The sequence below is a fragment of the Ignatzschineria larvae DSM 13226 genome, assembly GCF_038500265.1.
In the GTDB taxonomy this organism is placed as follows: Bacteria; Pseudomonadota; Gammaproteobacteria; order Cardiobacteriales; family Wohlfahrtiimonadaceae; genus Ignatzschineria; species Ignatzschineria larvae.
Genome location: NZ_CP150637.1, coordinates 1,020,361 through 1,046,361 on the forward strand (window position 1 = coordinate 1,020,361; position 26,001 = coordinate 1,046,361).

At 41.2% G+C, this 26,001-nt stretch carries 22 protein-coding genes; 14 read left to right on the top strand and 8 right to left on the bottom strand.

All coding sequences use genetic code 11. From position 1 onward, the window contains the following. Nucleotides 1-186 precede the first annotated feature (186 nt). Nucleotides 187-1,338: an ImmA/IrrE family metallo-endopeptidase gene (locus WMO13_RS04375; protein ID WP_026878118.1), complete on the top strand. Its 1,152-nt coding sequence runs from the start codon at nucleotides 187-189 to the stop codon at nucleotides 1,336-1,338. Nucleotides 1,339-1,419: 81 nt separating this feature from the next. After that, on the top strand, nucleotides 1,420-1,851 hold the full coding sequence (locus WMO13_RS04380) for a DUF4411 family protein (protein ID WP_084331389.1): 432 nt from the start codon (nucleotides 1,420-1,422) through the stop codon (nucleotides 1,849-1,851). A 107-nt stretch (nucleotides 1,852-1,958) separates the two neighbouring features. Here the strand turns inward: WMO13_RS04380 and WMO13_RS04385 are convergent, their stop codons facing one another. The 4 genes from WMO13_RS04385 to WMO13_RS04400 all read right to left on the bottom strand — a co-directional run bounded on the left by WMO13_RS04385 (nucleotide 1,959) and on the right by WMO13_RS04400 (nucleotide 6,802). Then, complete coding sequence (locus WMO13_RS04385; protein ID WP_026878117.1) at nucleotides 1,959-2,804, bottom strand: glycine betaine ABC transporter substrate-binding protein; 846 nt, start codon at nucleotides 2,802-2,804, stop codon at nucleotides 1,959-1,961. 149 nt (nucleotides 2,805-2,953) lie between these two features. Next, the gene (locus WMO13_RS04390; RefSeq protein WP_026878116.1) at nucleotides 2,954-3,835 is read right to left on the bottom strand and encodes an ABC transporter permease; all 882 of its coding nucleotides are present in this window, start codon (nucleotides 3,833-3,835) and stop codon (nucleotides 2,954-2,956) included. Next, nucleotides 3,835-5,058 (bottom strand): quaternary amine ABC transporter ATP-binding protein, encoded by a 1,224-nt coding sequence (locus tag WMO13_RS04395; RefSeq protein ID WP_026878115.1) that lies wholly within the window; start codon nucleotides 5,056-5,058, stop codon nucleotides 3,835-3,837. The genes WMO13_RS04390 and WMO13_RS04395 overlap by 1 nt, the downstream gene beginning before the upstream one ends. A gap of 1,252 nt (nucleotides 5,059-6,310) precedes the next feature. After that, complete coding sequence (locus WMO13_RS04400) at nucleotides 6,311-6,802, bottom strand: acyl-CoA thioesterase (protein ID WP_051396017.1); 492 nt, start codon at nucleotides 6,800-6,802, stop codon at nucleotides 6,311-6,313. A 213-nt stretch (nucleotides 6,803-7,015) separates the two neighbouring features. Here WMO13_RS04400 and WMO13_RS04405 point away from each other — a divergent pair, with 213 nt between their 5' ends. From WMO13_RS04405 to WMO13_RS04435, 7 genes are all read left to right on the top strand, one after another. After that, a complete protein-coding gene (locus WMO13_RS04405) occupies nucleotides 7,016-9,391 on the top strand; it encodes a UvrD-helicase domain-containing protein (RefSeq protein ID WP_026878114.1) in 2,376 nt (791 codons plus the stop codon). 718 nt (nucleotides 9,392-10,109) lie between these two features. Continuing rightward, nucleotides 10,110-10,853 (top strand): phosphoribosyltransferase, encoded by a 744-nt coding sequence (locus WMO13_RS04410; protein ID WP_026878113.1) that lies wholly within the window; start codon nucleotides 10,110-10,112, stop codon nucleotides 10,851-10,853. A gap of 866 nt (nucleotides 10,854-11,719) precedes the next feature. Then, the gene (locus WMO13_RS04415) at nucleotides 11,720-11,983 is read left to right on the top strand and encodes a DUF4258 domain-containing protein (RefSeq protein WP_245601126.1); all 264 of its coding nucleotides are present in this window, start codon (nucleotides 11,720-11,722) and stop codon (nucleotides 11,981-11,983) included. 89 nt (nucleotides 11,984-12,072) lie between these two features. Further along, a complete protein-coding gene (locus WMO13_RS04420; protein WP_026878111.1) occupies nucleotides 12,073-12,687 on the top strand; it encodes a restriction endonuclease subunit S in 615 nt (204 codons plus the stop codon). After that, nucleotides 12,677-14,152 carry an N-6 DNA methylase gene (locus tag WMO13_RS04425; RefSeq protein WP_026878110.1) on the top strand — a complete coding sequence of 492 codons (1,476 nt, stop codon included), beginning with the start codon at nucleotides 12,677-12,679 and terminating at the stop codon, nucleotides 14,150-14,152. The genes WMO13_RS04420 and WMO13_RS04425 overlap by 11 nt, the downstream gene beginning before the upstream one ends. Nucleotides 14,153-14,295: 143 nt before the next feature. Then, a complete protein-coding gene (locus WMO13_RS04430) occupies nucleotides 14,296-14,805 on the top strand; it encodes a YgiW/YdeI family stress tolerance OB fold protein (protein ID WP_051396016.1) in 510 nt (169 codons plus the stop codon). Nucleotides 14,806-15,389: 584 nt separating this feature from the next. After that, nucleotides 15,390-16,739, top strand: a complete 1,350-nt coding sequence (locus tag WMO13_RS04435) for a dicarboxylate/amino acid:cation symporter (protein ID WP_034855053.1) — start codon at nucleotides 15,390-15,392, stop codon at nucleotides 16,737-16,739. Nucleotides 16,740-16,913: 174 nt separating this feature from the next. On the opposite strand, the gene WMO13_RS04440 is transcribed toward WMO13_RS04435, so the two are convergent. After that, entirely contained in the window at nucleotides 16,914-17,819 is a 906-nt protein-coding gene (locus tag WMO13_RS04440; protein ID WP_051396015.1) for a ribonuclease D, read from the bottom strand. A 320-nt stretch (nucleotides 17,820-18,139) separates the two neighbouring features. On the opposite strand from WMO13_RS04440, the gene WMO13_RS04445 reads away from it, so the two are divergent. The 5 genes from WMO13_RS04445 to WMO13_RS04465 all read left to right on the top strand — a co-directional run bounded on the left by WMO13_RS04445 (nucleotide 18,140) and on the right by WMO13_RS04465 (nucleotide 23,273). Beyond that, nucleotides 18,140-18,982, top strand: a complete 843-nt coding sequence (locus WMO13_RS04445; RefSeq protein WP_026878108.1) for a 23S rRNA (adenine(2030)-N(6))-methyltransferase RlmJ — start codon at nucleotides 18,140-18,142, stop codon at nucleotides 18,980-18,982. Nucleotides 18,983-19,120: 138 nt separating this feature from the next. Continuing rightward, the gene (gene thiM, locus WMO13_RS04450; protein ID WP_051396014.1) at nucleotides 19,121-19,948 is read left to right on the top strand and encodes a hydroxyethylthiazole kinase; all 828 of its coding nucleotides are present in this window, start codon (nucleotides 19,121-19,123) and stop codon (nucleotides 19,946-19,948) included. A 245-nt stretch (nucleotides 19,949-20,193) separates the two neighbouring features. Continuing rightward, nucleotides 20,194-20,865 (top strand): thiamine phosphate synthase, encoded by a 672-nt coding sequence (gene thiE / locus WMO13_RS04455; protein WP_051396013.1) that lies wholly within the window; start codon nucleotides 20,194-20,196, stop codon nucleotides 20,863-20,865. A 62-nt stretch (nucleotides 20,866-20,927) separates the two neighbouring features. After that, nucleotides 20,928-21,719, top strand: coding sequence for a bifunctional hydroxymethylpyrimidine kinase/phosphomethylpyrimidine kinase (gene thiD / locus WMO13_RS04460; RefSeq protein ID WP_026878106.1), 792 nt, complete (start codon nucleotides 20,928-20,930; stop codon nucleotides 21,717-21,719). A gap of 132 nt (nucleotides 21,720-21,851) precedes the next feature. After that, a complete protein-coding gene (locus tag WMO13_RS04465) occupies nucleotides 21,852-23,273 on the top strand; it encodes an MFS transporter (RefSeq protein ID WP_026878105.1) in 1,422 nt (473 codons plus the stop codon). Nucleotides 23,274-23,283: 10 nt separating this feature from the next. On the opposite strand, the gene rsgA is transcribed toward WMO13_RS04465, so the two are convergent. From rsgA to tyrS, 3 genes are all read right to left on the bottom strand, one after another. Next, on the bottom strand, nucleotides 23,284-24,273 hold the full coding sequence (rsgA, locus tag WMO13_RS04470; RefSeq protein ID WP_026878104.1) for a ribosome small subunit-dependent GTPase A: 990 nt from the start codon (nucleotides 24,271-24,273) through the stop codon (nucleotides 23,284-23,286). A 3-nt stretch (nucleotides 24,274-24,276) separates the two neighbouring features. Continuing rightward, the gene (fdxA, locus tag WMO13_RS04475; protein WP_026878103.1) at nucleotides 24,277-24,600 is read right to left on the bottom strand and encodes a ferredoxin FdxA; all 324 of its coding nucleotides are present in this window, start codon (nucleotides 24,598-24,600) and stop codon (nucleotides 24,277-24,279) included. Nucleotides 24,601-24,728: 128 nt separating this feature from the next. After that, a complete protein-coding gene (gene tyrS / locus WMO13_RS04480) occupies nucleotides 24,729-25,931 on the bottom strand; it encodes a tyrosine--tRNA ligase (RefSeq protein ID WP_026878102.1) in 1,203 nt (400 codons plus the stop codon). Between the last annotated feature and the right edge of the window lie 70 nt (nucleotides 25,932-26,001).

Consider the following 26,001-nt stretch of genomic DNA (forward strand, 5'->3'; position numbering starts at 1 on the left):
TGTAAGAGGTGATCAGGAGAATTGCAACTATTTTTTTGCAGTATTGATTATAATGTATTTTGAACTGCTGTTTTTCTGCTTTTTAAATTGAGGAAAGTGGGATAATTCTTTAATATGGAGAGGATAATATTTATAATTTTTATATCTGCATGTCATTTTTTAAATCCCTCATTCAGGCTAACAACAATGAGTACATTTAATTTTTCTCCAACAGTTTTAGAGTGGGCCGCTAATAATATTAATATTAGTTGGGAGAGCTTGGCTGAAGAAATTGTGACAGCCAAAACAAAACGAGAAGAGAAATTACAAGCAGCCTATGATGGGAAGCTGACTTTAAAACAGGCAGAAAAAATATCTCAAAAGACGAATACGCCTTTTGGTTTTTTATTTTTACAAGAGCCACCTAAGTTAGAAAAGTTAACGATTCCGGATTTGCGCACGATCACTCAAAGCAACCCATTATCGAATGATTTTTATGATACTTTAGAAGATATTTATAAAAAAGTGGAGTGGTATAGAACCTATCTGGAAACAGAGGGAGAATTAGAACCACATTCTTTCGTCGGGAGATTCTCTTTTAACAAAAATTTATCTGTCGAGAGGGTAGTTGAAGATATCCGTCATACAATAAACGTAGATTCTAAGTTTTTTGAAACGGATAGTAAGAGTCATTATTATCAGGCCTTAACTTCTAAAATAGAAAATATAGGCATCTTAGTATTTACCAATGGGGTTGTTAAGAATAATCCTAGACGAAAATTGAATATTGCAGAATTTAGAGGCTTTGCGATAGCGGATAAATATGTGCCTGCCGTATTTATCAATAATTCTGATACGTTGTCGGCACAATTATTTACTCTAATGCATGAGATTGCCCATATTTGGCTCGGAAAAAGTGGTGTTTCGGATGCGAATGAGGGAAGCGAGGTAGAGCGATTTTGTAATAAAGTTTCAGCAGAGTTTTTAATGCCCACAAAGCTTTTTTTAGAAAAGTGGACGTTTGATCAATATGAAGCATTAACCTATGATTCCTTATCTCGTATAGCAGAGTATTTTAAGGTGAGTGTCTTTGCTGTAGCGGTAAAAGCCAAACAACTTCATTTAATAACAGATCATGGAGTGAATCAGATTAAGGCTGAGGCTATTGCCAAATATCAAATGAAGCGCCTTTCAAATGGCGGTAATTTTTATGCCACGCTTCCTTATAGAAATAGCAAAACTTTTACTAATGTCCTAGTTAATCAAGCGCTATCACAGCAGATGTTACTACGAGATGCGGCATCTATGTTAAATGTAAAACCCAATACGATTATGCAGTTATATTTGAGACAGCAATAAAACTTACATATGAAATATATTATTGATGCGAACATATTCATTCAATCTAAAAACTTTGAATACTCATTTTAGTACTGCAAAATGTTTTGGGATATGCTGCTAGAGTGCGCTAAACGGGGGATTGTTTGTAGTACTAAATCGGTCTATCAAGAAATTTCCCCTAACCAGGATGAGTTATCTGATTGGATTAATGATGAGTTATTGCCTAACTATCCTCTATTTTTTGAAGATTGCAGTGCTTCATTGCAGTCTTATGCCACTATTATGCAATGGGCATCAGTAAGTGCGAGATATACCACAGTGGCTAAAAAAGAGTTTGCCTCAAGGACTGTTGCAGATGCCTTTATTTTAGCGCATGCCTTAGAAAATGATTATGGAATCATTACGGCAGAAAAGCCAAGTAATGCAAAAAATAAAATTAAAATGCCAGATGTTGCACTTGAATTTAATATTCCCACATTGACATTATTCGATTTTTTGAGGAAATATGCTAAGAATAATTTTACACTTTGAAATTCACCCCACAAAAAACGCAAAGGCCATCATAACCTTTGCGTTTTGTTTAACGGTTTTTGATACGTTTACTGCATATTGATATTAGCCATTATATTTATGATGATTTATTTAAACCAACCATCGATTTCAGCTTTGTGGAGCTCATAGAATTTTTTCGCGCCTGCTTGTGGGTTGCGGTCATCTTCGCCCACTAAGCGCATTAATTCGTGGAGCTGATCTGAATTGAGTTGGAACTTCTCGAAAAAGGCTGCAACTTCAGGACGATCAGCTTTAAAATTTTGGCGTGAAAGAATACGGATCTCTTCTTTAGGGAAGAGGTTTTTAGGATCTTCTAATAGTTTAAGATCATAGATATCCCACATATAGTGAGGCTTCCAAGCGGTGATAATAATCGGTTCATTTGCCACAACTGCTCGGCGAAGTTCTGCCATCATTGAGCTTTCTGATGAGGTGATTTGAGTATAATCAAGCGGATATTGTTCAATCGCTTTAATGGTATTACCGTGCAGACCTGCGCCTGCGCCGATACCGTAGATTTTGCCATCAAACATTGCACGATTCGCATTAAGTTCCTCAATAGAGTTGATATCGACATAAGCGGGAACGGCTAAACCTGAGCTTGCATCATCGAAGACCACGCCAATTGTCTCTAATTTATCGCCAAAGCGTTTCCAGTAATCAGCGTGAGTATTAGGAAGCCAAGCATCAAGATAGAGATCCGCATCGCCTTTCGCTAATGTTGCATAGAGCGGGCCTGGTTCGATCAGGGTTGTTTCTACTGCAATGCCCTTATCGGTTAAGACATACTCTGCAAGATTGGTCATTGCTACGCCCTCAGCCCAGCTTGGGTAGAGGATTTTGACAGGCTTCTCACTCGTGTCAGGTGAACACGCCGCGAGCGTAAAGATAGAAAATGCGGTAATGGCAATTGTTTTAAATAATTTATTCATATTAAATCCTATAAGTTCCTCTAAGCATTGCTTATTTGAAATCGCCGACCTTTTTTATTCAGTAAAGTGTATGGATCTAAAAGATCGGCGGGATAGTCAATAGGGATTCATCTTAAAGATGAAGTGAAGAATCGTGGTAAATAGTGATATTACTGTGATGCTTTATCAGTGTTACCAATCGCTTGGGTAATACGGTCAAGGATAATCGTTAAAATGACGATCGAAAGGCCTGCTTCAAAACCAAGTGCCATATCTGCCTGTTGGATACTTGCATAGACACTTTCCCCTAAACCGCCGGCACCGACCATTGAACAGATCACCACCATTGAGAGCGCTAACATAATGGTCTGATTCACGCCGGCAAGAATCGTGGGCATTGCTAGTGGAATCTGCACTTTGTAGAGCATCTGTGAATTAGTACAACCAAAGGCCAAAGAGGCTTCGATAATATCTTCCGGGACTTTCTGAATTCCGAGGGTTGTCATACGAACCGCGGGTGGCAATGAGAAGATCACGGTAGCTAATACGCCAGGAACATCCCCCACGGAGAAGAAGAGAATCGCCGGAATTAAGTAGACGAATGCTGGCATTGTCTGCATAAAGTCAAGAATAGGGCGCACAACCGCATCTGTTTTCGGGCTTTTGGCGCAGATAATTCCAAGGGGAATACCGATAATGAGAATAATAATGGTCGAGACTAATACTAAGACAAGGGTATCAATGAGCTGATCCCAAAATCCCATTGCATAGATTAAGAGTAGTCCAATAATGACAAAAATGGGAAGTCCAAAGCTTCTTTTATAATTTTTGATATTACTTTTGAAGTTACGAATGCCGGTCATCGCGATAAAGGCAATGAGGGTAATGAGGATGATCATTACAAAAGGAGGAATGGCATTGAGAAATAATTGGAGCGCTTTGACTGAATTGCCGATAATCAGCGTCACTTGCGCAAAGAATGGGCGACCGACTGTTGAGAGCCAATCGACAAATTGTTCGACATATTTTCCGATTTCTAAGTTGTTATTCATTATTGTGCCTCCATTGCCGTTGTTGTTTGAGGATCGCTCTGTTCATCGACCGCCATCATCTCAACGACTTTGGTATAACGTAGGTAGCCTAAGGGGCGATTTTGCCCATCTACAACTGCTAATGGATAAGTATGACCGGCAAAGAAAGGTAATGATTCAAGCACAGGTGTATCTTGATTAATCGTTGGAATCTCAATGAGATGGCTTGGATCGATTAGTTCAATCTTTTCTCTAACTAAGCGCCGCGCCATATTAAGGCGTAGATAGCCTAAGAAAACATTACTACGCGTCACGACAGGCAAGAAATCATGATTATGACGTTCCATCCGTCGTACAGCGGTAGCAGGCCCATCTTTTTCAATATGAATTCGCTCAGTAAAGGCTTTCATGAGGCTCGATGCGGTAATCACTTTGGTTGAATCCACATCATTAACAAATGAGCGGACATAATCATCAGCTGGATTTAAGAGGATATTCTCGGCGCTATCTTGCTGCACGATCACACCATCTTTCATAATCGCAATGGTATCGCCGAGTTTAAGCGCTTCATCAAGATCATGGGTAATAAAGACGATGGTCTTTTTGAGCTTCTCTTGAATCTCAATGAGCTCATCTTGCATCTGTGAGCGGATAATAGGGTCGAGCGCACTGAATGATTCATCCATTAATAGAATTTCAGAGTCATTAGCTAAAGCTCTTGCAATCCCAACCCTTTGTTGCATACCGCCACTTAATTGATGAGGGTACGATTCTTCATAGCCTTTTAAACCGACCATCTCTAAAACTTCAGCCGCTTTTTGTCGGCGAGCTTCAACGGGCATCTTTTTGATTTCGAGTCCAAAAGCCACATTATCGATAATGGTTTTATGCGGTAAGAGCGCAAAATGTTGAAAGACCATTCCGATCTTATCTCGGCGTACTTCAATCAGCTCTTTTTTAGAGATTTTAGTAATATCTGTGCCGAGAATATTAACCGAACCTTCAGTTGGCACATTTAACATATTCAAACAACGAAGTAGGGAAGATTTTCCGCTACCAGAGAGACCGATGACAACAAAGATTTCCCCTTGTTGGATCTCAAAATTAGCTCGATTAACAGCAATTACAGCTTTTGTTTTATCATGGATCTCCTCTTTAGAGGCACCCTGATTGAGCAATGCAGCCGCTTGTTTCTTATTAGTCCCATAGATGAGAGACAGATTTTTGACACTAATTACAGCCATAAATTATTCGTTTTCCTTTTCTTAAGGACGAGTAGATCCCGACCTCTTTAAGAGAGTTGTTACGTAATAAATTTTTTTCGGGCAGATAACCTCAAGGGTTTTAACGAGGGGAAAAGTTAGGAAAAAATGAACGAATCATTAACTTAAAAAACCTAAATCTTTTCAAATTGATCACTACCATTTGGCGGTCTAGGCAAGTGTGGAACATTATATTTCAAGAGATCTTGAAGAAGAGGGTTTGAAAATAGAGTTTTCCCTAGACAATTTTGATTATACGGAAAGGGGGGTTGATTGCAATTGCTTGAATTGTCACAATATTGTCACTTGACAAGCATTTTTGGAAAATGGATTTTCTTTGAGATCGATTATTATTTCTATGATAACGCAAAGATTAAAATTGGTTATTTAAAGTGAAATATTGTTGTTTTTTAACGCTAAAAATTGAATAAAATTTATGCAAAATTTCTGATATTGGGTACTTGATCCTTGAAGAAAGTTGAAATTTTAAGGGGAATTTTGAGAGAAAAATTAAAGATGTCGACATTAAAAGCCGCCAAAATAGCCGGCGCAGGATCGTGAGAAGAGCGAGATCATTCCCCCCGGCGATGCGGTAGGTCTTCTTATTATCAATAAGAGCTGATTCAGTGCGGGATAGAAAGATCGAGAAACCAGAGCAATCATACGCCCGCAGTTGAGTGATTTGCAATCTCTCGGTAATGAGCAATGCTGAACTTGCCGGCACAGGATTGTGATAAGAACGGGATCATTCCCCCCGGCGATGCGGTAGGTCTTCTTATGAATAAATAAGAGCTGATTCAGTGCGGGATAGAAAAATCGAGAAGTTATAGAGAGCAAGCGCCCGCAGTTGAGGGATTTGAAATCTCTCGGTAATGAGCAATGCTGAACTTGCCGGCACAGGATTGTGATAAGAACGGGATCATTCCCCCCGGCGATGCGGTAGGTCTTCTTATGAATAAATAAGAGCTGATTCAGTGCGGGATAGAAAGATCGAGAAACCAGAGCAATCATACGTCCGCAGTTGAGGGATTTGCAATCTCTCGGTAATGAGCAATGCTGAACTTGCCGGCACGAGATTGTGAGAAGAGCAGGATCATTCCCCCCGGCGATGCGGTAGATCTTCTTATGCCATATTTTTATTAGCAATGATGAATACAGAAATAAAAAGAGAGTAACGTACGGTTACTCTCTGATTCGATTCTATTGAAAATAGCTTATATAGCTAACGGAGGAATTATTCCTCATCGTCTTCTTTGATCTGCGCTTTATCAAAAGCTAGGCGCGAGTTGAGGCGAAGCACTGCATTGTCGAAACGACGTTGATCGGTTCGATTACGAATTTCGAGTTTTGGCACCGGCGTGGGTTTACCGTTGTCATTGATTGCGACCATTGTGAAGTAACAGCTATTGGTATGACGGACTTCACGAGTCTTAATGTTTTTCGCTTCTACGCGTACACCGATTTCCATAGAGGTACGGCCGACATAGTTTACATTCGCGTGGAAGGTCACAAGTTCTTGTACATAAATCGGTTGCTTAAAAACCACTTTATCCACTGAGAGCGTTACAACATAAGTTCCTGCATATTGACTTGCGCAAGCATAAGCCACTTGATCGAGCAATTTGAGGATATTTCCCCCGTGGATATTTCCTGAAAAGTTGACCATATCAGGGGTCATCAGTACAGTCATACTTAATTCACGAGTGGGTTTTTTGGTATCAATCATTTTTTCTATCTCATCTGACAACAATAAAAGGTATAATCGGACACTTATTATATAGTGGCTTCATAGAGAATGGTACCGTAAAGCCGAATACTTTTTTTATCAATGCCATTTACTTTATGAATTAGCAGTAAAAATAATTGATAAAATTGTGAGAATAAGTAGTAATTTTGTAGTAAACAATTAATCCCAAATGGTTAAAATTTCTGGCGCGTAATGAGTTATTTAGAGCAATTAAATGAAAATCAATATGAAGCGGTGACAGCACCGTTAGGTCCTGTTCGAGTATTAGCCGGTGCAGGTTCTGGAAAAACGCGGGTATTGATCTCGCGGATTACTTGGCTGATTGAAACAGGGCAAGCGGAACCCCACGGTATTTTAGCGGTAACCTTTACCAATAAGGCTGCTTTTGAGATGCGCTCTCGTCTTGAGAGTACGTTAAAACTCTCGATTCGAGGCATGTGGATCGGGACTTTTCACTCGCTCTGTCATCGAATGTTGCGTGCCCATTACCGGGAAGCAGGGCTTATTGAGAATTTCCAAATTATGGATAGCGATGATCAGCTTCGCCTCTGCCGGCGGATTGTGCGCGCGAAAGAGATGGATGAGAAGCTCTATCCCCCGAAATTACTCGCTTCTTTTATTAATGGTAATAAAGAGGAAGGTCGCCGAGCCGAGCATCTAGAAGCTTATGGCGATTATATGACGCAAAACCTCATTATGCTCTATCAAGAGTATCAAAATATCTGTAATCAATCGGGATTAGTGGATTTTGCGGAGATTCTACTGCGTACTGTGGAGTTATTGCGGACTAATGCGCCCCTTCTGAAACATTATCAATCTCGCTTTAAATTTATTCTTGTGGATGAGTTTCAAGATACTAATAGCGTGCAATATGCGTGGCTTCAGCTCTTATCAGGGCAATATCGCAATCTCTTTGTGGTGGGGGATGATGATCAGTCCATTTACGGTTGGCGTGGCGCGAAAATCGAGAATATTCTTCATTTTGATCGCGATTTCCCCGATGTGACAACGGTACGGCTAGAGCAGAATTATCGTTCCACTAAAGCGATCCTTTCGGCGGCTAATGCAGTCATTGCCAAAAATACCCAACGCCTTGATAAAGCGCTCTGGACAGAGAATGATTCTGCCGAATTAATTACGGTTTATCGCGGTTTAGATGGGCACGATGAAGCACGCTATGTCATTGAAACGATCAAAGAGCGCATTAAAGAGGGCTATCGCAAATCGGATATGGCGATTCTCTATCGTTCAAATGCGCAATCTCGCCTATTTGAAGAGTTTTTATTAAGAGCGCAGATTCCTTATCGTGTCTATGGTGGCTTACGCTTCTTTGATCGGGCTGAGATTAAAGATGTGATGGCCTATCTTCGTATGGTGAATAATCCTCACGATGATGTATCACTTGAGCGGAGTATGACAACACCGCCGAAAGGCATTGGGCCGGCGACAATGGAGCAATTGCGGGAATATGCTACGGCGCACCGTCTATCGCTTTGGGATTCATTGCAATATCTGTTAGAGAGTCAAACACTTACCACGCGCGTTCATAATGTTCTGCTAGCTTATTATGAGCAGATTACCGATTTGATGCGGCAAGTGGAGGTAATGGCTTTAGATCAATTCTTCAATTATGTGATTGAGCGCAGCAATCTGAAAGCGCATTACAAAAAAGAGCCACTCAATCGAGGTGAGGATCGCATTGATAACTTAAATGAGTTGGTATCTGCCGCAAGTTATTATATGACGGAAGATCAGCAAGCATTGGCATTTGAGGAGCGTTTAGAGCGACAATTTGATGCCGAATTGATGGAGGGTGCAGGTCTTGCGCCTTTAGATATTGAAGAGAATGAAGCGGTTGCCGAAGCATTAGAGTTAGGTACTTTAGATCTATTAACGGAAAATGCACCGGAAGAAGAAACAATCACGATGACCGTCGTAGATGATGAAGCTCAAGTGAATAGCCGTTCTACAAAAGAGATGTTAGAAGCTTTTATGGGGCAAACAGCACTTGATTCGAGTGATACCCAAGCGAGCGCCGATGAGGATAGTGTGCAATTAATGACGCTTCACGCCTCTAAGGGATTAGAGTTCCCGATTGTCTTTTTGGTGGGAATGGAAGATGGATTATTCCCAAGTGATCCGGCGATTATGGATAGTACCCGCCTAGAGGAAGAGCGCCGACTAGCCTATGTAGGCATTACTCGTGCAGAGAAGCATCTCTATCTCTTAGGTGTTGAACAGCGGATGCTCTATGGTAAAACGATGAAGATGTCTACCTCTCGTTTCTTACGGGATATCCCGGAAAATCTGCTGAATGTGATTGGTCCTGCGGTTTCAATGAAGCCATTTGGAATGCAATCCAATTCATTGAATTCAGGTTCCGGCACTGCTGTAGATTCAGAGATGGGGGATTATCAAGTAGGGCAATCGGTTACGCACCCTAAATTTGGAGAAGGTGTCATTATGGGCTTTGAAGGCGTGGGCGCAAGTACAAGAGTGATCGTCCAATTCGCCGAGGCCGGCCGAAAGGTACTCGTTTTAGGCTATGCGCGTCTGACCGTGATTTAATAGTTTTTAGCATTACCGCGCCGGCATTGAGAAACGCCCAATCTGCAGGCGCACGATTGAGGCAAGAACGGGATCATTCGCCCCGGCGATGAGATTGCTTTTCTTATATCATCAAAGATAGTGTCTATTTTTCATATATGGGAATGCTGCCTAAAATTTGTCACTCTAATCAAAGCTGATTCCCGGCGGGAGGGAATGTCTGCAAAGCCAGACAGATCCCGCGCCCGCAGTTGAGAGGCTTCAAGCCTTTCGACCAAGTATCAATTGATTCTCAAGATCGTTAATTCTTATTTCTCAACAATGAAATTACCACAACTGCCGGCGCACGATTGGAGCAAGAACGGGATCATTCACCCCGGCGATGGGATTGCTTTTCTTATATGGGAAAGTTGTCTAAAATTTGTCATTCTAATCAAAGCTGATTCCCGGCGGGAGAGAATGCCTGCAAAGGCAGACAGATCCCGCACCCGCAGTTGAGAGGCTTCAAGTCTTTCGATCAAGTATCAATTGATTCTCAAGATCGTTAATTCTTATTTTTCAACAATGAAATCACCACAACTGCCGGCGCTCGATTGAGGCAAGAACGTGATCATTCACCCCGGCGATGGGATTAATATCCTTATAAGAAACAACTTCCCCTTTTTCTACTATATTTATTGTTTAAGGAATCTATTATTGTATCTGGATAAAATTAAAGAATTAGCTCGATAGGTTAAAAATGGGGATAGATGTTGTTAATAAAAGAATTTTTTTCGCAGAAAATCATCAGAAATTATTGGATACATCTGAGATCGAAAAACCTTGGGTGGATGAAATAAGATATCAATCAGAAAAAATGATCATATACAGCATATTTAAAAGGCGTAGATCTAAGCGTGGTAATTCTAGAGGGGATGGTAATCCATTTATCTATGCTCTTAAGCAGCAAAAAGGTTATCAAATGAAGTGTTCAGAAATAGTAAAAATTAAACCATTTTTTGAGCATAATTTATCTGTTTGCCTAAATGCTTTAGATTTTGACTGCATTGTACTATCGCCCTCTTATTATGGTATAACTAATTTTCTTGCAAGTAGAATTCTTCGTGTTAAACCCAATATTTCTATATATAAGGGGGTTTTTCAAAAAGTTAAAAATGCAGATATTCTTCAACAAATAGAAACGAATATTCTACCTAAAGTTAAAGATAGTAGTGACCGGAGATTTTATACAAGTTTATTACACGAATTAACAAAGTATTCCGATGTATCATTTTCAATGAAGAATATTAGACCCAAATATCGAAAAGGACTGCTTGTATATAAATTCTCTTCTTGTTTTGACACTCAAACATTAAAGGGTAAGAAAGCTCTATTAATAGATGATTTGTTATCTACAGGTACATCATTATGGGCAGCAAAGAATTTATTAGAAAGAAAAAATATTCTGTCAGTACAGTTTCTTTGTCTTTTTAGTGCATTGTAATCGAGATAAAATCAAGTTGCGATAAAGATTATTTGTATGTTAAGCTTATGACGCATAAAGACCATTATATTTCTCTTGGTCTTTAAATATGAGGGAACTGAGCGGCACCTGGATAAGGTCAAGCAGTAAGTGCTAAGTATTATCCTGTTAGGCATCAGCTAACATTTATATTAAAAGCCCGGTGATATCTTCGCTGGGCTTTATTTTTATGAGTTGTAATCGCTAATTTAATTAAAAAATTAAGTCGCTAAAAGAGAAAGAATAAGGGCTTTTGGCATTGAGAAACGCCACAATTGCCGGCGCACGATTGCAATAAGAACAAAATCATTCACCCCGGCGATGGGATAACTTATATTAGAAATCCCAAACTTTTCTTTCTTCCATAAAAAAACTGATTTCAACAAGTGCTGAAATCAGTGAAAACTACAAGCTTTTATAAAATTACAGAGGGAATGGAATTACTATAATGTTTAAAAGCTTGTTGCTAGGGAATGAGCTTAGTCTAGCAGGCTTCTATCTCTTCATCTTGATATAGAACAAGATTCTACATATTTACTACATAAATAATCATCATAAGCTGCTCTTCAATCCTTTTGAGCTATAAAAATGTGCCTTTTGGCTACTACAGAGAATCGGTTGTTGAATAAAAATAGATTGTTCATTCATCTTTTGCCGATGTGGGTGGCGATCTTCTATCCTCTCTTTTCCTTAAATATCATTTCAAAGTAAATTGCAAATAGTTATTGAATAACCATTTGCAATTTACTTGTGAATGGTTTAATATCCTTTTTGTCGAAAGTATTTAATAGTTATCTGATAACTATTTTTGAATAGAAGAAAACATTTTAAATGATAAGGGGGAAGAGATGATGCAATTATCACGACATATTGATCAGCGAATGAACCAGCGGGGCATTACGAAAGAGATGGTTGAGCTCACCTTAGAATATGGTGAGATCGATAACGATCGCTGGGTACTCAATCGTAAAGGCGTTGAGACGATGATCGAATCACTTGAGAAACAGCTGCGCACCGCTCGTAAATTGCGAGATAAAGGCGGAATTGTGGTAGTTGCAGAAGATAACACACTGGTCACAACATACGATTATGATAGTAGAGATCGGTATTAATTCATACTCATCGATTATTCATAATCGCGTATCAATGATGTTATGATGATTGAATTCAATCATTATCAAATAACGATTTTGAGGTAGTAATGAAACTAAAAGAGGTTGCAGAGGTATCATCCGCAGGGGTGATTAAGTATGAGGAGATTCAGGTAGCGCCTTTGACGCAGGAGGCGATTTTGCTAAGTGGATCGAATTTGCTTGAGCTTGGGTATCTCTCATTGATTAAAGATGGGGAGAATGCCAATTTGCGTAAGGTGTATGTGGAGCCGGCGATTTTTGAGGCGAAGCGTTTAGAGGCGGGTGATGTGATCTTTATGTCCCGAGGTGCAAGCTTTCGGGCGACGATTGTACAGGCGCACGATGCGGAATTGAATTTGATTCCGTCCCCTAATTTTACTGTGATTAAGGCGAATAATATGAAGATTTTACCGGAAGTGGTGGTATCGTTCCTCAATAGCCCTGTGGGACAAGCGAAGTTAGAAGGGCTTGCGGTGGGGACGGCGATTCGGAATGTACCGGTAGGGAAATTGCGCTCTTTAGAGTTGACGCTTCCAAGCCTTGAGGAGCAGAAGCAGTTACAGCGCCTGTTCTATAAAAATATTGAAGTGCTTGAGGCGATGTCGGCGCTTTATCGTCAGCAAAATGCTACTTTTCAATCGGTGGTGAATAATATGATGGGGGAGAAGGTCGATGAGTCGTAAGATGGAAACTGCGCAATCGGATGCGCTCAAATCAGAGGCGATCCTCTTCGGGCTAATTTCAGAATTTCGAGGCACTGTGCCGATCGAAGATGCGACAGAGATTATTATGAGTTCCGCTTATCTCTTCTGGCAAGATCCCGATCAAGCCATTGAAGCGCTTGAGTCAGGGGAGAAGAGGTTACAACATTATCTCTTTGAAGCGTGCCAAGCATTGTGTGAAGCGCGTCAATTACCACTCAAATCCGAGTATTACCGGCAAATTTCTTGCAGTGGATTGATCGAAAGCTATCGGCAGATCTATCAGCAATGTGATGCTAATCGTTTGAACTTCGCTCACTTTGTGGCGGAAGGGATCTATACCGGCGTGACGATTGAGAATCGCCGGCATTCTGGTGATTTAGATAGTAGCTCTATTCCCTATTTGATGCGCAATATCGCGCGCCTCTATCCTTATCAAAAGGTCTATGATGGCGCTTGTGGCTTTGGGCGCTTGCTCTATCTGCTCAATCCCCCCACTTTTATTGCGCGGGATATCGTGCCGATTAATGTGGCGTTAACGCAATTACTCTTTGAGATGTTGACCCGTAAAGGATGCTTCCTTGTGGGTGATACCTTGATGGGTGCAGATAGTGCAAATCAAGCAATTGATCAATCGATAGAGAAGGCCTCACAACAAGAAGTAGAACAAGAAGCAGAACAAGAAGTACCGGAGGAATCAGCACCGGAATCGATACAAACATCAGCGCCGGCAAGGGAAGCGATCACAGAACCGCTTGGCGTAGATATGGTGATTTCTCAACCGCCTTTAGGGATTCAGATTGATTCAAAACTATTGACGACATTAGCAAAATCGCCTTATCTCTTAATGGATGATCCGATCTCTTCGCGGGCGAGTGATAGCCTTTGGATTCAAGAAGCGCTCTATCAAACTCACGCGCGCGGACGGGTGATTTTGCATATTGCGCCGGGCTGGAGCTATCGGGCAGGTTATGATTTGGCACTTCGTAAAGAGTTATTGGAACGCAATTGGGTTGAAGCGCTGATCTATCTGCCGGGGAGTATGATGAGTTATACTGGCATTGAGAGTAATATTCTAATTCTTAATCGCGCTAAAAAGGTCAATACGATCCGTTTAATTGATGGACGATCCCTTGGGTTTATAAGCTCGAAAAAACGCTATCGAATCTTCTCAGAAGCGGATATTAAGCAGATTACAACGCGACTTCAAGCATCGGATTTATCCGAGGTGCAAGCATCCGATACGAATAGCGATTTCGCGCTCGATATCCCTCTAAGTGAAATTCGGAAAAAGAATTATGATCTCAGTGCCACACTCTATTTCTCAAAAATAGAGCGACTTGAGCTTACGAGCATTGCCGAGGAGCAGCGGAAACTCTTGCAATTAAGCGAGCAGTGTCAAAAATTGCAGGCGGAGTTTCAGGCGCTCGTAGAGGAGATTGGGTAGGTTTTGGAGATTTTGAGTGGGGGTATCTTAATGAGCTTATAGATCAACTATTTGATAATTTCGCTTTATTAAGCACATCTTAAGATTCAATTGCTCTAATAGGATTATCAAATAGGTATCGAGGTTGTCAGGAGGATATGCAAATGGAGCGGCAGAGAGATTGGCAAATGCAAGGGAATGCTGATAGCACAATGGAAATTACCCTAGGGAATCAACGGTTAAAAATGGGGCTTAAAACCTTTTTTACAGTGATTGCCGGCGTGATCTTAAGCTTAGTGCTGAATGTGATTTCAGAGCCTGTCTGGGCAATAGAAGGGCATGATCTTCCTACGGATAGTAATCCCGAAGAGGAGCTTGCGATCAATGTTGATATCGATATTCGGCGCAATAATGGGGCCACATTAGTAAAAGAGGCGCGTTTGCTTGATGATGATATGCGTGTAACGTTACAGGGATCTATCGTGAAACAGCTTTCAAAAGAACGTTATCTGTTTCAAGATCCTTCCGGCGAGATGGAGATAGAGATTGAACACGATGAGTGGTATGGCATTGAAGTGACGCCTGAAGATACCATATTGCTACAGGGAGAGATTGAACGATCCCATTTTCAACCTGTGGTCTTAGATGTAGATTTTCTACTCAAATTAGAATAGTTTCAGGTGTCTGATTTATCATGATCTGATTGTCGTTTTTTTGTAGTTTAGGCTACATTAGCTATTCTTTTTTGATAATAGGGTATAATCAAAAGTTATAGGTATTGTGGAGAAAGGGGAAAGAAACGCTTTATGATAGTGATTTCTAAATGTATTTAAATGATGATTAAATGCGCTTTTAGCGCATTTTTTTTGGGCAATTAATAGGTAAAGTAACGGGTTGTAATCGAAGATCAGAGAATCGAAGTTAGTGATGGATGATAAGCAAAATCAACTATTTTATAAGGATAACTACTGATATAACCTATTGATCTTTGCTCTAATGATCAACAATAAAAAATTGTAGTGTAATTGTAATTCTCTTCATGCTTTAAATTTATTTACATAAAAAACGGCAAGATAAAAAATAAAAGCTTTAGAGGGAAATAGATCCGCTCTTTATAAGACGAAATATTTTAGTAGATATTTCGCCTTTTTCTTGGATAATATTCCCCTTTTTTGAAGTAAATAATGATTAAGAATCTCTCCTTATAGAGGAGTTGTGAGAGAGAGATATCGATTGCTTATTGAGGAGTTTAAGTTTTATGAGTGCTATATCGGTAGAAACATCAAATAATATGAATAAGGATATGCCGAAGGCAAAAAAGCCTAAGTTCTATCAAATTCTCTATGTACAGGTTATTTTTGCGATTATTATCGGGATTTTGCTAGGTCATTTTGCGCCGGATATTGGTCAAAAGATGCAGCCATTGGGCGATGCTTTTATTAAGCTCGTGAAGATGATTATTGCACCGGTAATCTTTATTACTGTCGCTACAGGTATTGGCGGCATGAATAATATGAAAACCGTTGGGCGTGTAACGGGTAAGGCGATGATCTATTTCCTTACTTTCTCAACCATTGCGCTTTTTGTGGGAATGCTGATTGCTAATGTCGTACAACCTGGTGCCGGGATGAATATTGATCCCGCGACATTGTCTAGTAATGCTGATGCTGTCGCCGGTTATGTTGAGAAAGCCCATGATAGCTCGTTAGTCGGCTTCTTGATGAATATTTTACCGACAACGTTGGTGAGCCCATTAGTAGGAGGAAATATTCTACAAGTGCTCTTTGTCGCCGTTTTATTCGGGATTGCGCTTGCAAGTATCGGTGAGAAGGGTGAGCCGATTGTGACATTCCTCAATCAACTCGCTGAGCCTATCTTCAAAATCGTGTCGATGTTGATGAAATTTGCACCGATTGGCGCATTTGGGGCAATGGCATTTACCATTGGTCGTTACGGGATTGAATCAATATCGAATCTTGCGATGTTAGTGATTACTTTCTATGTGACATCGATCCTATTTGTCGTAGTGGTATTAGGATTAGTGGCACGTTATAACAAATTCTCAATTCTGAAATTAATGCGTTATATCAAAGAAGAATTACTATTAGTATTAGGTACAAGCTCTTCAGAAGCTGCGCTCCCCACATTAATGCAGAAGATGGAGAAAGCAGGTTGTGATAAATCTGTTGTCGGGCTTGTGATTCCAACGGGTTACTCTTTTAACCTTGATGGCACCAATATCTATATGACGATGGCAGCACTCTTTATTGCCCAGGCTTGTGGTATTCATTTGAGCTTTGGCGAGCAGATATTGCTACTTCTTGTGGCGATGTTAAGTTCAAAAGGGGCAGCGGGTGTAACAGGTGCAGGCTTTATTACCTTAGCCGCAACGCTCTCCGTAGTACCGTCAGTACCGATTGAAGGGATGGCGCTTATTTTAGGAATCGACCGCTTTATGTCTGAGTGTCGTGCCTTGACTAACCTTGCCGGTAATGCTTGTGCTACAATCGTGGTTGCGCGCTGGGATAATGCCTTAGATGCAGAGCAGTTACAAAGAGCTTTAGATGGTAAAGTAACTGAAGAGGAAGCATTGAAAACCGTGCTTTAGTCGGATCGTGTAAGTAATAATAGATAGATTTAACCCTCATCTATAAGTACTGAAATTTAGGCTAGAGATACTGAGGGAAAAGAAAACCGTATTAGGATCGAATTAAATCGGCACTAATACGGTTTTTGGTTGTAGAGGATCTTTACGTTGATCGATTAATAATGAATAAGCGCTCTATTCCTCATCCTCACTCTCTTCATCATCGAGTAATGAAGGTTGCTGTTTCCAGAAATTTTCAATGGTGCGAATGATTTGATTCTGTATAACTTCAGAGTAGGAAGTCACCGCATAATCATCATAGAGCTTATAGTTTTTCTGTGAGTAGCTTTCGGCAAGATGGATCAAGATCTCATCTTTAATCACCCAACGTTTTGGAATATCTTGCTGAATCGCCACTAATTCCCGCATTTTGGCCAGCGATTTAAGAAGCTGCTTTTTAGAACCACGTAATCGCTGTGAACCTTTGACCTTTTTCCAAGCCATCTCTGGATTTGGCTCATAACGAGCTTGGTCAGTAAGTGGAAGAAGATGATTTTTAAGCGTCTCTTGTTGTCCTGTTGCCTCAATTTCTGCCACTAATTTATGATAAGCGGGAATAAGGTAATGCACGTCATCATAGGCATATTTAAGCTGTTCACTCGAGAGAGGTCGCAGATCCCACTGTGTGCGCGTCTGATCTCGAGTGAGATCGACATCGCAATAGTGCAGCACAAGATCGTGATAGCTGATGCCGACCTTTTTATTAAATGTAATTTGCGCCGCTGTTTGAGTATCAAAGACGGGCGTTACTAAAATGCCGAGGGCATGAATGATCGCTTCGAGATCTTGGCTTGCAGAATGGATAATTTTAGTAATGTGAGGGGCAGTTAAGAGTGCATTGAGCGCCGTAAAATCCTTGATAGCTAAAGGATCAATACAAACGGCTTCCTGATCGGTGGCAAGCTGAATCAGACAGAGTTTAGGGAAGTAGGTTTTCACACGTAGAAATTCTGTATCGAGCGCTAAGAGTGTAATCTCTTCTAATTGAGTATTACACCACTGATCGAGCACTTCTTGTGTATCTATATAATGATCTTTCATAAATCTTCTACTATCCTGCGTCATTTTAACAATGTTTTATTATACGTTTTTTCTCAAATCATAACGGGGAAATCGAAGAGAAATTAGGCAAAAGAGAATAGAGGGTCGAAAAAGGGTCGAAAAAGGGTCGTTAAGATATGAGGGAAACATTCACTTTTAGAAACTTTTAAAATGCACCATTAAGAATCTGACAACAATCCCGCTCTAATTTCGATATAATGACTCAATATTTTGTGATCTATTTTAAGATCTATTTGCAGAGTTATTATAAATAATCATTGTTATGTGGTTTTCACCACTGACCAGGAAATTGATATTACATGTTAAGTTATCGTCACAGCTTTCACGCCGGCAATCATGCGGATGTTTTAAAACATACCGTTCAGAGTTTGATTATTGAATCATTAACAGAGAAAGAGAAAGCATTTCTCTATTTAGATACTCATTCTGGTGCAGGGCGCTATCAATTAACGAGTGCTGAATCGGAGAAAACCGGGGAGTACCTCGAAGGGATTGCCAGAATATGGGCTACTTCAGAACGCCCAGAAATTTTAGCACCGTATCTAGATGTCGTGAAGAAGCTAAATTCTGATGGTGAATTGCGATATTATCCAGGTTCACCATTATTGGCAAAAGCGTTATTGAGATCCCAAGATCAATTGATTATGACAGAGCTTCATCCGAGTGATTATCCTCGATTAGTTGAAGAGTTCGCCCGAGATCGCCGAGCAGAAGTCTTGAAAGAAGACGGATTTCAACAACTCAAATCTAAATTACCGCCGACAAGTCGCCGAGGATTTGTATTAATCGATCCCCCTTATGAGTTAAAAACAGATTATGAAGCGGTGGTATCGGGCATTGTTGAAGGTTATAAACGCTTTGCAACAGGGATTTATGCGATTTGGTATCCTGTTGTCTCTCGTACGCAGATCAATAATATGGTAGAAGCGCTGCGAGAAACGGGGATTCGTAAAATTCTACAGATTGAATTAGGGGTCCAACCCGATAGTGAAGAGCGGGGAATGACTGCTTCAGGGATGATAGTGATCAATCCGCCTTGGAAGTTAGAAGCGCAAATACAAGCTATTATGCCTTGGCTCTATCAAACGCTCGTCCCCGATAATCAAGGACATACATTGATCGAATGGATTACCCCGGAGTAGTGTGATCTCTTTGGTGAAGCGTTAGCACAGATTGGAAGTAAAATTTTAAGGCTTGGATGAAAGACCGAACGACAAATTGAACGGAAGGTTGAAATAAAAGCCGATTGAAAGCCGAATGAAAGAATCAAAGGAGTTTGAATGTTAATCCCGTTTTCAGCGATGAATGCCGTTCCTTATTGGTTAATGTATCAGGAGAAATCGCCACTTGTGCATTGTATGACCAATCACGTGGTGCAAAATTTTACAGCGAACGTATTACTAGCCACCGGCGGTAGTCCTGCGATGGTGCCGAGTATTGAGGAGTGTGGGGATTTTACTACGATTGCAAGTGCATTACTAATTAATGTTGGGACGATTACAGCGGCCACAGCCGAAGCGATGTTAGCATCTGCAAAAGTGGCGTATGAAACCGGTACTCCTTGGGTGCTCGATCCTGTGGCTATTGGACCGGCACTCTATTATCGTACGGAGATTGTTGCGCAATTATTGCAATATAAGCCGACCGTTATTCGCGGTAACGTTGCTGAGATCAAAACCCTTGCCGGAGAAGCGGCACAATCGAAAGGGGTTGATTCTCAAGAGGATTTTAGTGAGGCTGTAATCTATGCCGAGCAGGTGGCACGAGAATTGAATACTGTCGTGGCGATGACAGGCCGTCACGATATTATTACCGATGGTCAGAAAACGTATGAAGTGAGTATTGGTACAGAACAGTTAACGAAAGTAACAGGCACGGGCTGTTCACTATCTGCCTTAGTGGCAGGATTAATTGGTGCGTCACAAGATGTGGTGGAAGCTGCGGCAACGGCTTGTTATGTGGTCTCGTTAGCAGGAGTGCGTGCCGCAGAAAAAAGCGAGGGAATGGGTTCTTTTGCTGTTAGCTATTTGGATGAACTCTCTTTAATCAACGCTGATTCGCTTTTTGCATTAGCGCAAGCGGAAGAGGAGAAAGCAGAAGCGCTATAAGTCTGAAGAGATAGGATCTGTTGGTGATTGTGGAGTGATTTGATTCTATTGAAGATAATCAGAATAACCTATTTTTAAATCTGAAATAACTTCAAATAAGTTGACCTTTTAGGGTAACTCTGTTTTAACACTAGTATGCCGTTAAAAATAATGGCATTCATAAGCAGTCCTCAAAAATTCATAATAAATAATAAATCAATATCTCAAATCAATATCTCAAATCAATATCTCAAAGGAGTTTCATTATGGCAGGATTTCATCAATGGTTAGATCGCCGGGCGATATTTGATCTATCGCTCTATTTAGTATTAGATCCTCAAATGTGTGGAGGTCTCGATAAGATGGTTGAAACCGTCAAAGAGGCTGTGACGAATGGTGTCACATTTGTGCAATTACGTTCAGAAGCGGAGATTGATAAAGGCTTATGGTATAAAGCGGCGGTGGCACTCAAGCCGATCTTAAAAGCCCATAATATTCCTTTTGTCATTAATGATCATGTCGACGTCGCTTTAGCGGTGGATGCCGATGGTGTTCATATTGGGCAGAAAGATCTACCGGCGACCGTTGTCCGTAAATTATTAGGGGAAGAGAAGATTATTGGCCTCTCTGTCGGATCGGTTGAAGAATTAAAGGCGGTGAATTTTACTGTGGTGGATTATGTGGGCGTTGGCCCCGTTTTTGCCACAACAACGAAGAAAGATGCCCGTCCGGCACTTGGGCTTGATGGTTTGAGCGCGATTGTCAAAGCACACGCTTGTAAGAAGGTGGCGATTGGTGGTATTAATGCCTCTAATGCAGAATCGGTGATGAGTACCGGTGTTGATGGGATTGCAGTGGTTTCGGCTATTTGTGGGCAAGAGGATGTGGCTGATGCAACGACTCTGCTCGCGACAATCGTGACGACAGAACAAGAATAGTAGAAAGTCACTGAAGACAACTGAAAACAATAGAAAAGAGTTGATAGGTAGGAGAAGGTAGAATGAATAAGATTTTAACCATTGCCGGTTCAGATCCAAGCGGAGGGGCGGGGATTCAAGCAGATTTAAAAGCATTTTCTGCTTTAGGCACTTATGGAATGGCAATTTTATCAGCCTTAACTGCACAGTCAACGCAAGGGGTAGATGGCGTTTTACCGGTTCCTACCGAATTTATCGAGAAACAATATTGTGTGCTCTATGACGATATCATTGCAGATGCAGTCAAGATGGGCGCTTTGGTGAATAGTGATATTATTGAATGTGTGGCAGGCCTCTTAACCCGTTATCCGATTCCATTTGTGGTATTAGATACGGTGATGATCGCAAAAGGCGGACACCCATTATTAGCCAATGATGCAGTGAGCGCTATTCGCACGCATCTGTTACCATTAGCGGATATTATTACCCCTAATATTCCCGAAGCCGCAGCATTACTCGACACTGATGAAGCCACTACAGAAGCACAGATGCAGGCACAAGGGGAAGCCTTATTAGCTTTAGGGCCTAAAGCTGTGTTGATTAAGGGTGGGCATTTAGAAGCCGAGATTAGCCCCGATCTTCTGGTGACTCAATCAGGAATAGAGCGCTTGGTCAGTCCTCGTATTGCCACTCAAAATACCCATGGAACGGGTTGTACATTGTCAGCCGCAATTGCCGCGCTCTATCCTAGTCATGGCTTAGTGAATGGGGTTCGATTGGCGAAAGCGTATATTGATGGGGCCATTGCTAAAGCCGATAGCTTACAAGTAGGTCAAGGTATTGGGCCTACACACCATTTTTATCGTTGGTGGTAAAAGAGTTATTTAAAAGCGTTCTCTAAAAGCGTTATCTAAAAGCGTTATCTATAAAAAGATCTATCATCGCTATTTTAGCTATAGTCGCCATTTGAGCCATTTCAATAGAATTAGAGTTAGGAATTGATATTAATGCAGACAATGAATATCCAAGATCTATTAGATCGTGCCGGTTTTTCACGATTTCAGTGGCGGATCTTTCTTTTTACTTTTGCGATCGCATTCTTTGACGGTTATGATACGGCGGTGATTGGTTATATTGCGCCGAGTTTAATGGGGGAATGGGGGATTGCAAAAGCCGATCTTGCACCGGTACTTAGTGCTGCACTCTTTGGGCTTGCCTTTGGGGCGATTGCCTTTGGGCCGGTGGCGGATAAGATTGGTCGAAAATGGGTACTGTTACTCTCAGTATTACTTTTCTCTGTCGGGACATTGAGTTCAGGCTGGGCAAATGATCTTCGAACATTAGAGATTTTACGTTTTATTACGGGGATTGGTCTCGGTGCTGCGATGCCAAATGCGGTGACTCTGTTATCAGAGTATTGCCCGAAAGAACGCCGCGCTTTTATTGTCAATACGATGTTTTGTGGTTTTCCTTTAGGTGCTGCTAGTGGGGGCTTTATTGCTAGTTTCTTAATTCCCCAATTAGGTTGGCATTCGATGCTGATTGTAGGGGGCTTAATTCCACTACTATTAACATTTATGATGCTCTTTAGTTTGCCGGAGTCGATCCGTTTTCTCTATCAAAAAGAGGGCGATAGTCCTAAGGTGAGAGCGATCTTGGCGCGTATTAACCCTGAAGTTTTAAAGGTTGATCGCTTGATCTTATCGGAGGTGAAATCTACCGTATCTACTGATGATCCCCAGAATAATCAAGAATCAGAATCAGAATCAGAATTGGGATCAGAATCAGAATTGGGATCAGAATCAGAGTCGGGGTTAGAATTAAAATCTCAGCATTCTGCGCGTAAAGGTTTATTGCTGGTATTAACGCCGCCTTATCTTTTAGGATCATTGATGCTATGGATCGCCTATTTTATGGGGCTTGTGATTTTTTATGGCGTGATGAATTGGATGCCGACACTCTTTCAAGAGAGCGGTGTTGCAGGTGGAACGGCATCAACCGTGACAGGGCTCTTTGCACTAGGTGGGTTAGGTGCGATTATGAATGGTTACTTAATGGATCGATTCAATGGGACTAAGCTCATCGCAGGCCTCTATTTCTTAACCGCCATTTCAGTAGCGCTGATGGGGTTGATGATTGATCTACCGATTGTATTACTGATTATCGTGACACTCTTTGCCGGCATTGTGATGAATAGTGCGCAATCTTCACTGCCGGCATTAGCAGCACAATTTTATCCCACAGCAGGGCGAACCACAGGTGTTTCTATGATGTTGGGGTTAGGCCGTTTTGGCGGAATAGTCGGGTCATTCTTAGTGGCGTTATTAGTCGCAAAAGGATTGACGATTGTCGGAATCTTCTATTTTCTTGCGATACCGGCATTGATTGCGGTCATCGCACTTCTTATCAAAGCTTGGTGGTATCGATAGTAACGGTGATTTACCGCTTCCGTCCCCCTTTCACTTGCCGGGCTTGGCTCGCTTCGATACTTTGACGAATTTGCAGGTAGCTCTCTAGCCGTCTTTCAGATATTTTGCCTGTGCTAACTGCTTCCCGATACGCACAACCAGGATCATTTTGATGATGACAATTACTGAATTTACAAGGAGGAAGAGCCGTGAGTTCAGGGAAACCTTGATCAATAGCGCTTAGCGGCAGATGCTCAATATTAAAGCTACGTACGCCAGGAGAGTCAATTAGATAACTCTCATTCATAGGGAGATGATAAAGTGTCGTGCTTGAAGTTGTATGATTACCAAGACCGGTTGAGGCATTGATCTTCTGTGTTTGCAGTGCCAGTGATGGAATCAATTGATTCGTGAGGGAGGATTTCCCGACACCCGATTGACCGACAAAAATCGAGGTGCGCTCATTCAGAACAGTTTGTAGTTCGGCGATCGTTTCAGGTTGATAGATTGAGGTTTGATAAATAGGAATTCCAATTTTTTGATAATCTTCTAAGAACTTCAAGCTCTCTGCATCATCGATGGTATCGCATTTATTGAGAATAAAAGCGACATCAATATCAAAATAGTGAGCCGCAATAATATACCGATCCATCAGAGAAGGACTTGGTTCGGGTTGTGGAGCAATGACAATAAAGAGCTGATCAATATTGGCTGCTAAAATTTTCTCAGCACCGCCAAATGCAAGGCGAGAAAAGTGGTTTTCTCGAGGTAGCCTTGCAATCACTACAGGTTCATTCTGTTCAAGCATATAGTAGACAAAGTCACCACAAACAATAGTTCCTAAACTTTGACGGACAGAGGCTTTATAAAGATTCAGCGCTTCATCTTCAAGCGTCACATGTTGACCATGCTGAGCGATGACCCGCCCTGAAAATGCATGATCGAGCTCATCGGCAGAGAGAAGCTGTTCTCGTCTAGTTTCGAGTAATCTTTTTTGTTGGTTCGTGAGTCTACGGGCCATACATTATCGCTCTAAATGGGGAAGTTTATTAGACACACCATCCCACTTTTCCGCTTCAGGTAATGGCGCTTTCTGCTCGGTAATCACTGGCCATTGACGAGAGAGCTCAGCATTGAGATCAAGAAAAATCATCTGTTCATCACTTAAGTCCGCATCTGAAAGAATTGCACCCGCAGGGCATTCAGGCTCACAGAGAGTGCAGTCGATACACTCATCGGGGTCAATCACTAAGAAATTAGGCCCTTCATGGAAGCAATCTACTGGGCAGACTTCAACACAGTCTGTATATTTACATAAAATACAGTTATCAGTTACTACAAAAGTCATAATCGAATCCTTGAAATAGCTATTTGTGAGAGATAGGAAGAGAGGCAATGTGTAAATAGCAGAGCGTTTAATAGCCTCTGTCTATTTACACATTTAAAAGCTTATTACGCAAGCACTTATTGGGTAAGTTATTGCACAATAACCTTAGCAATACGGCGTTTACCCACTTGAATAATCACCTCATCACCTGTTTTTAAGGTGACAGATCGATCTTCAACACGCTCTTGGTTAATGCGAACAGCGCCTTCATTGATCATGCGGAAGCCTTCAGAGTTAGAACCTACTAAGCCGGCTTCTTTCATCGCTTGAGCAATCCCGATTTCCCCATTTTCTGATTGAACGGTTTTCTCTTCGATATTCTCAGGAAGATTGCCTTTTTGGAAGCGCTCAATAAAGTTACGTTGCGCTTCTTCTGCGGCTAGCGCATTGTGATAACGAGTAATCAGCTCTGCACAGAGTTCAAATTTGATATCACGAGGATTGCGACCCTCTTTCGCTTCTTTCTGTAATTGTGCGATATCCGCATTAGAACGGAAGCTCAGTAATTCAAAATAACGCCACATTAAATCATCAGAGATCGACATCAACTTACCAAACATATCATCCGGTGTATCATCAACACCGATATAGTTACCGAGTGATTTTGACATCTTGTTTACGCCATCTAAACCTACAAGCAGTGGCATAGTGATCGCACACTGTGGCTTAGTAATACCATAAGCCCGCTGTAGATCACGCCCCATTAAGAGGTTAAATTTCTGATCTGTACCACCGAGTTCTACATCTGTTTTAAGATGAACTGAGTCATAACCTTGAAGTAGGGGATAGATAAATTCATGGATCGCAATTGGCTGCTGTGATTTATAACGTTTCTCAAAATCATCCCGCTCAAGCATTCTTGCGACGGTATGTTTTGATGCCAATTGAATCATACCACTCGTCCCTAACTCATTGAGCCAATGTGAGTTAAATACGACCTTTGTAAGTGCCGGATCAAGTACTTTAAAGATCTGCTCTTCATAGGTTTTGGCATTCGCTAGAACTTGTTCACGAGTGAGCGGCTTACGCGTTGCATCTTTACCTGAAGGATCGCCGATCATACCAGTAAAATCACCGATCAGGAAGTTTACTTGGTGACCAAGATCTTGGAAGTGACGCATTTTATTAATTACAACGGTATGCCCAAGATGAAGATCGGGTGCTGTAGGATCAAAGCCTACCTTAATTTGTAATTGACGATTTTCTTTCAATTTTGCTGTTAAATCTTCGATTGAGATAATCTCATCGGTACCACGTTTGATAATCTCTAGACTCTCTTCAATGGTTGCCATGTCTTGTATTGTCCTAACTTATTTTAAATAAAGAACACTCATAAAAGGGGGACCTCTCACTCAAGAGTGT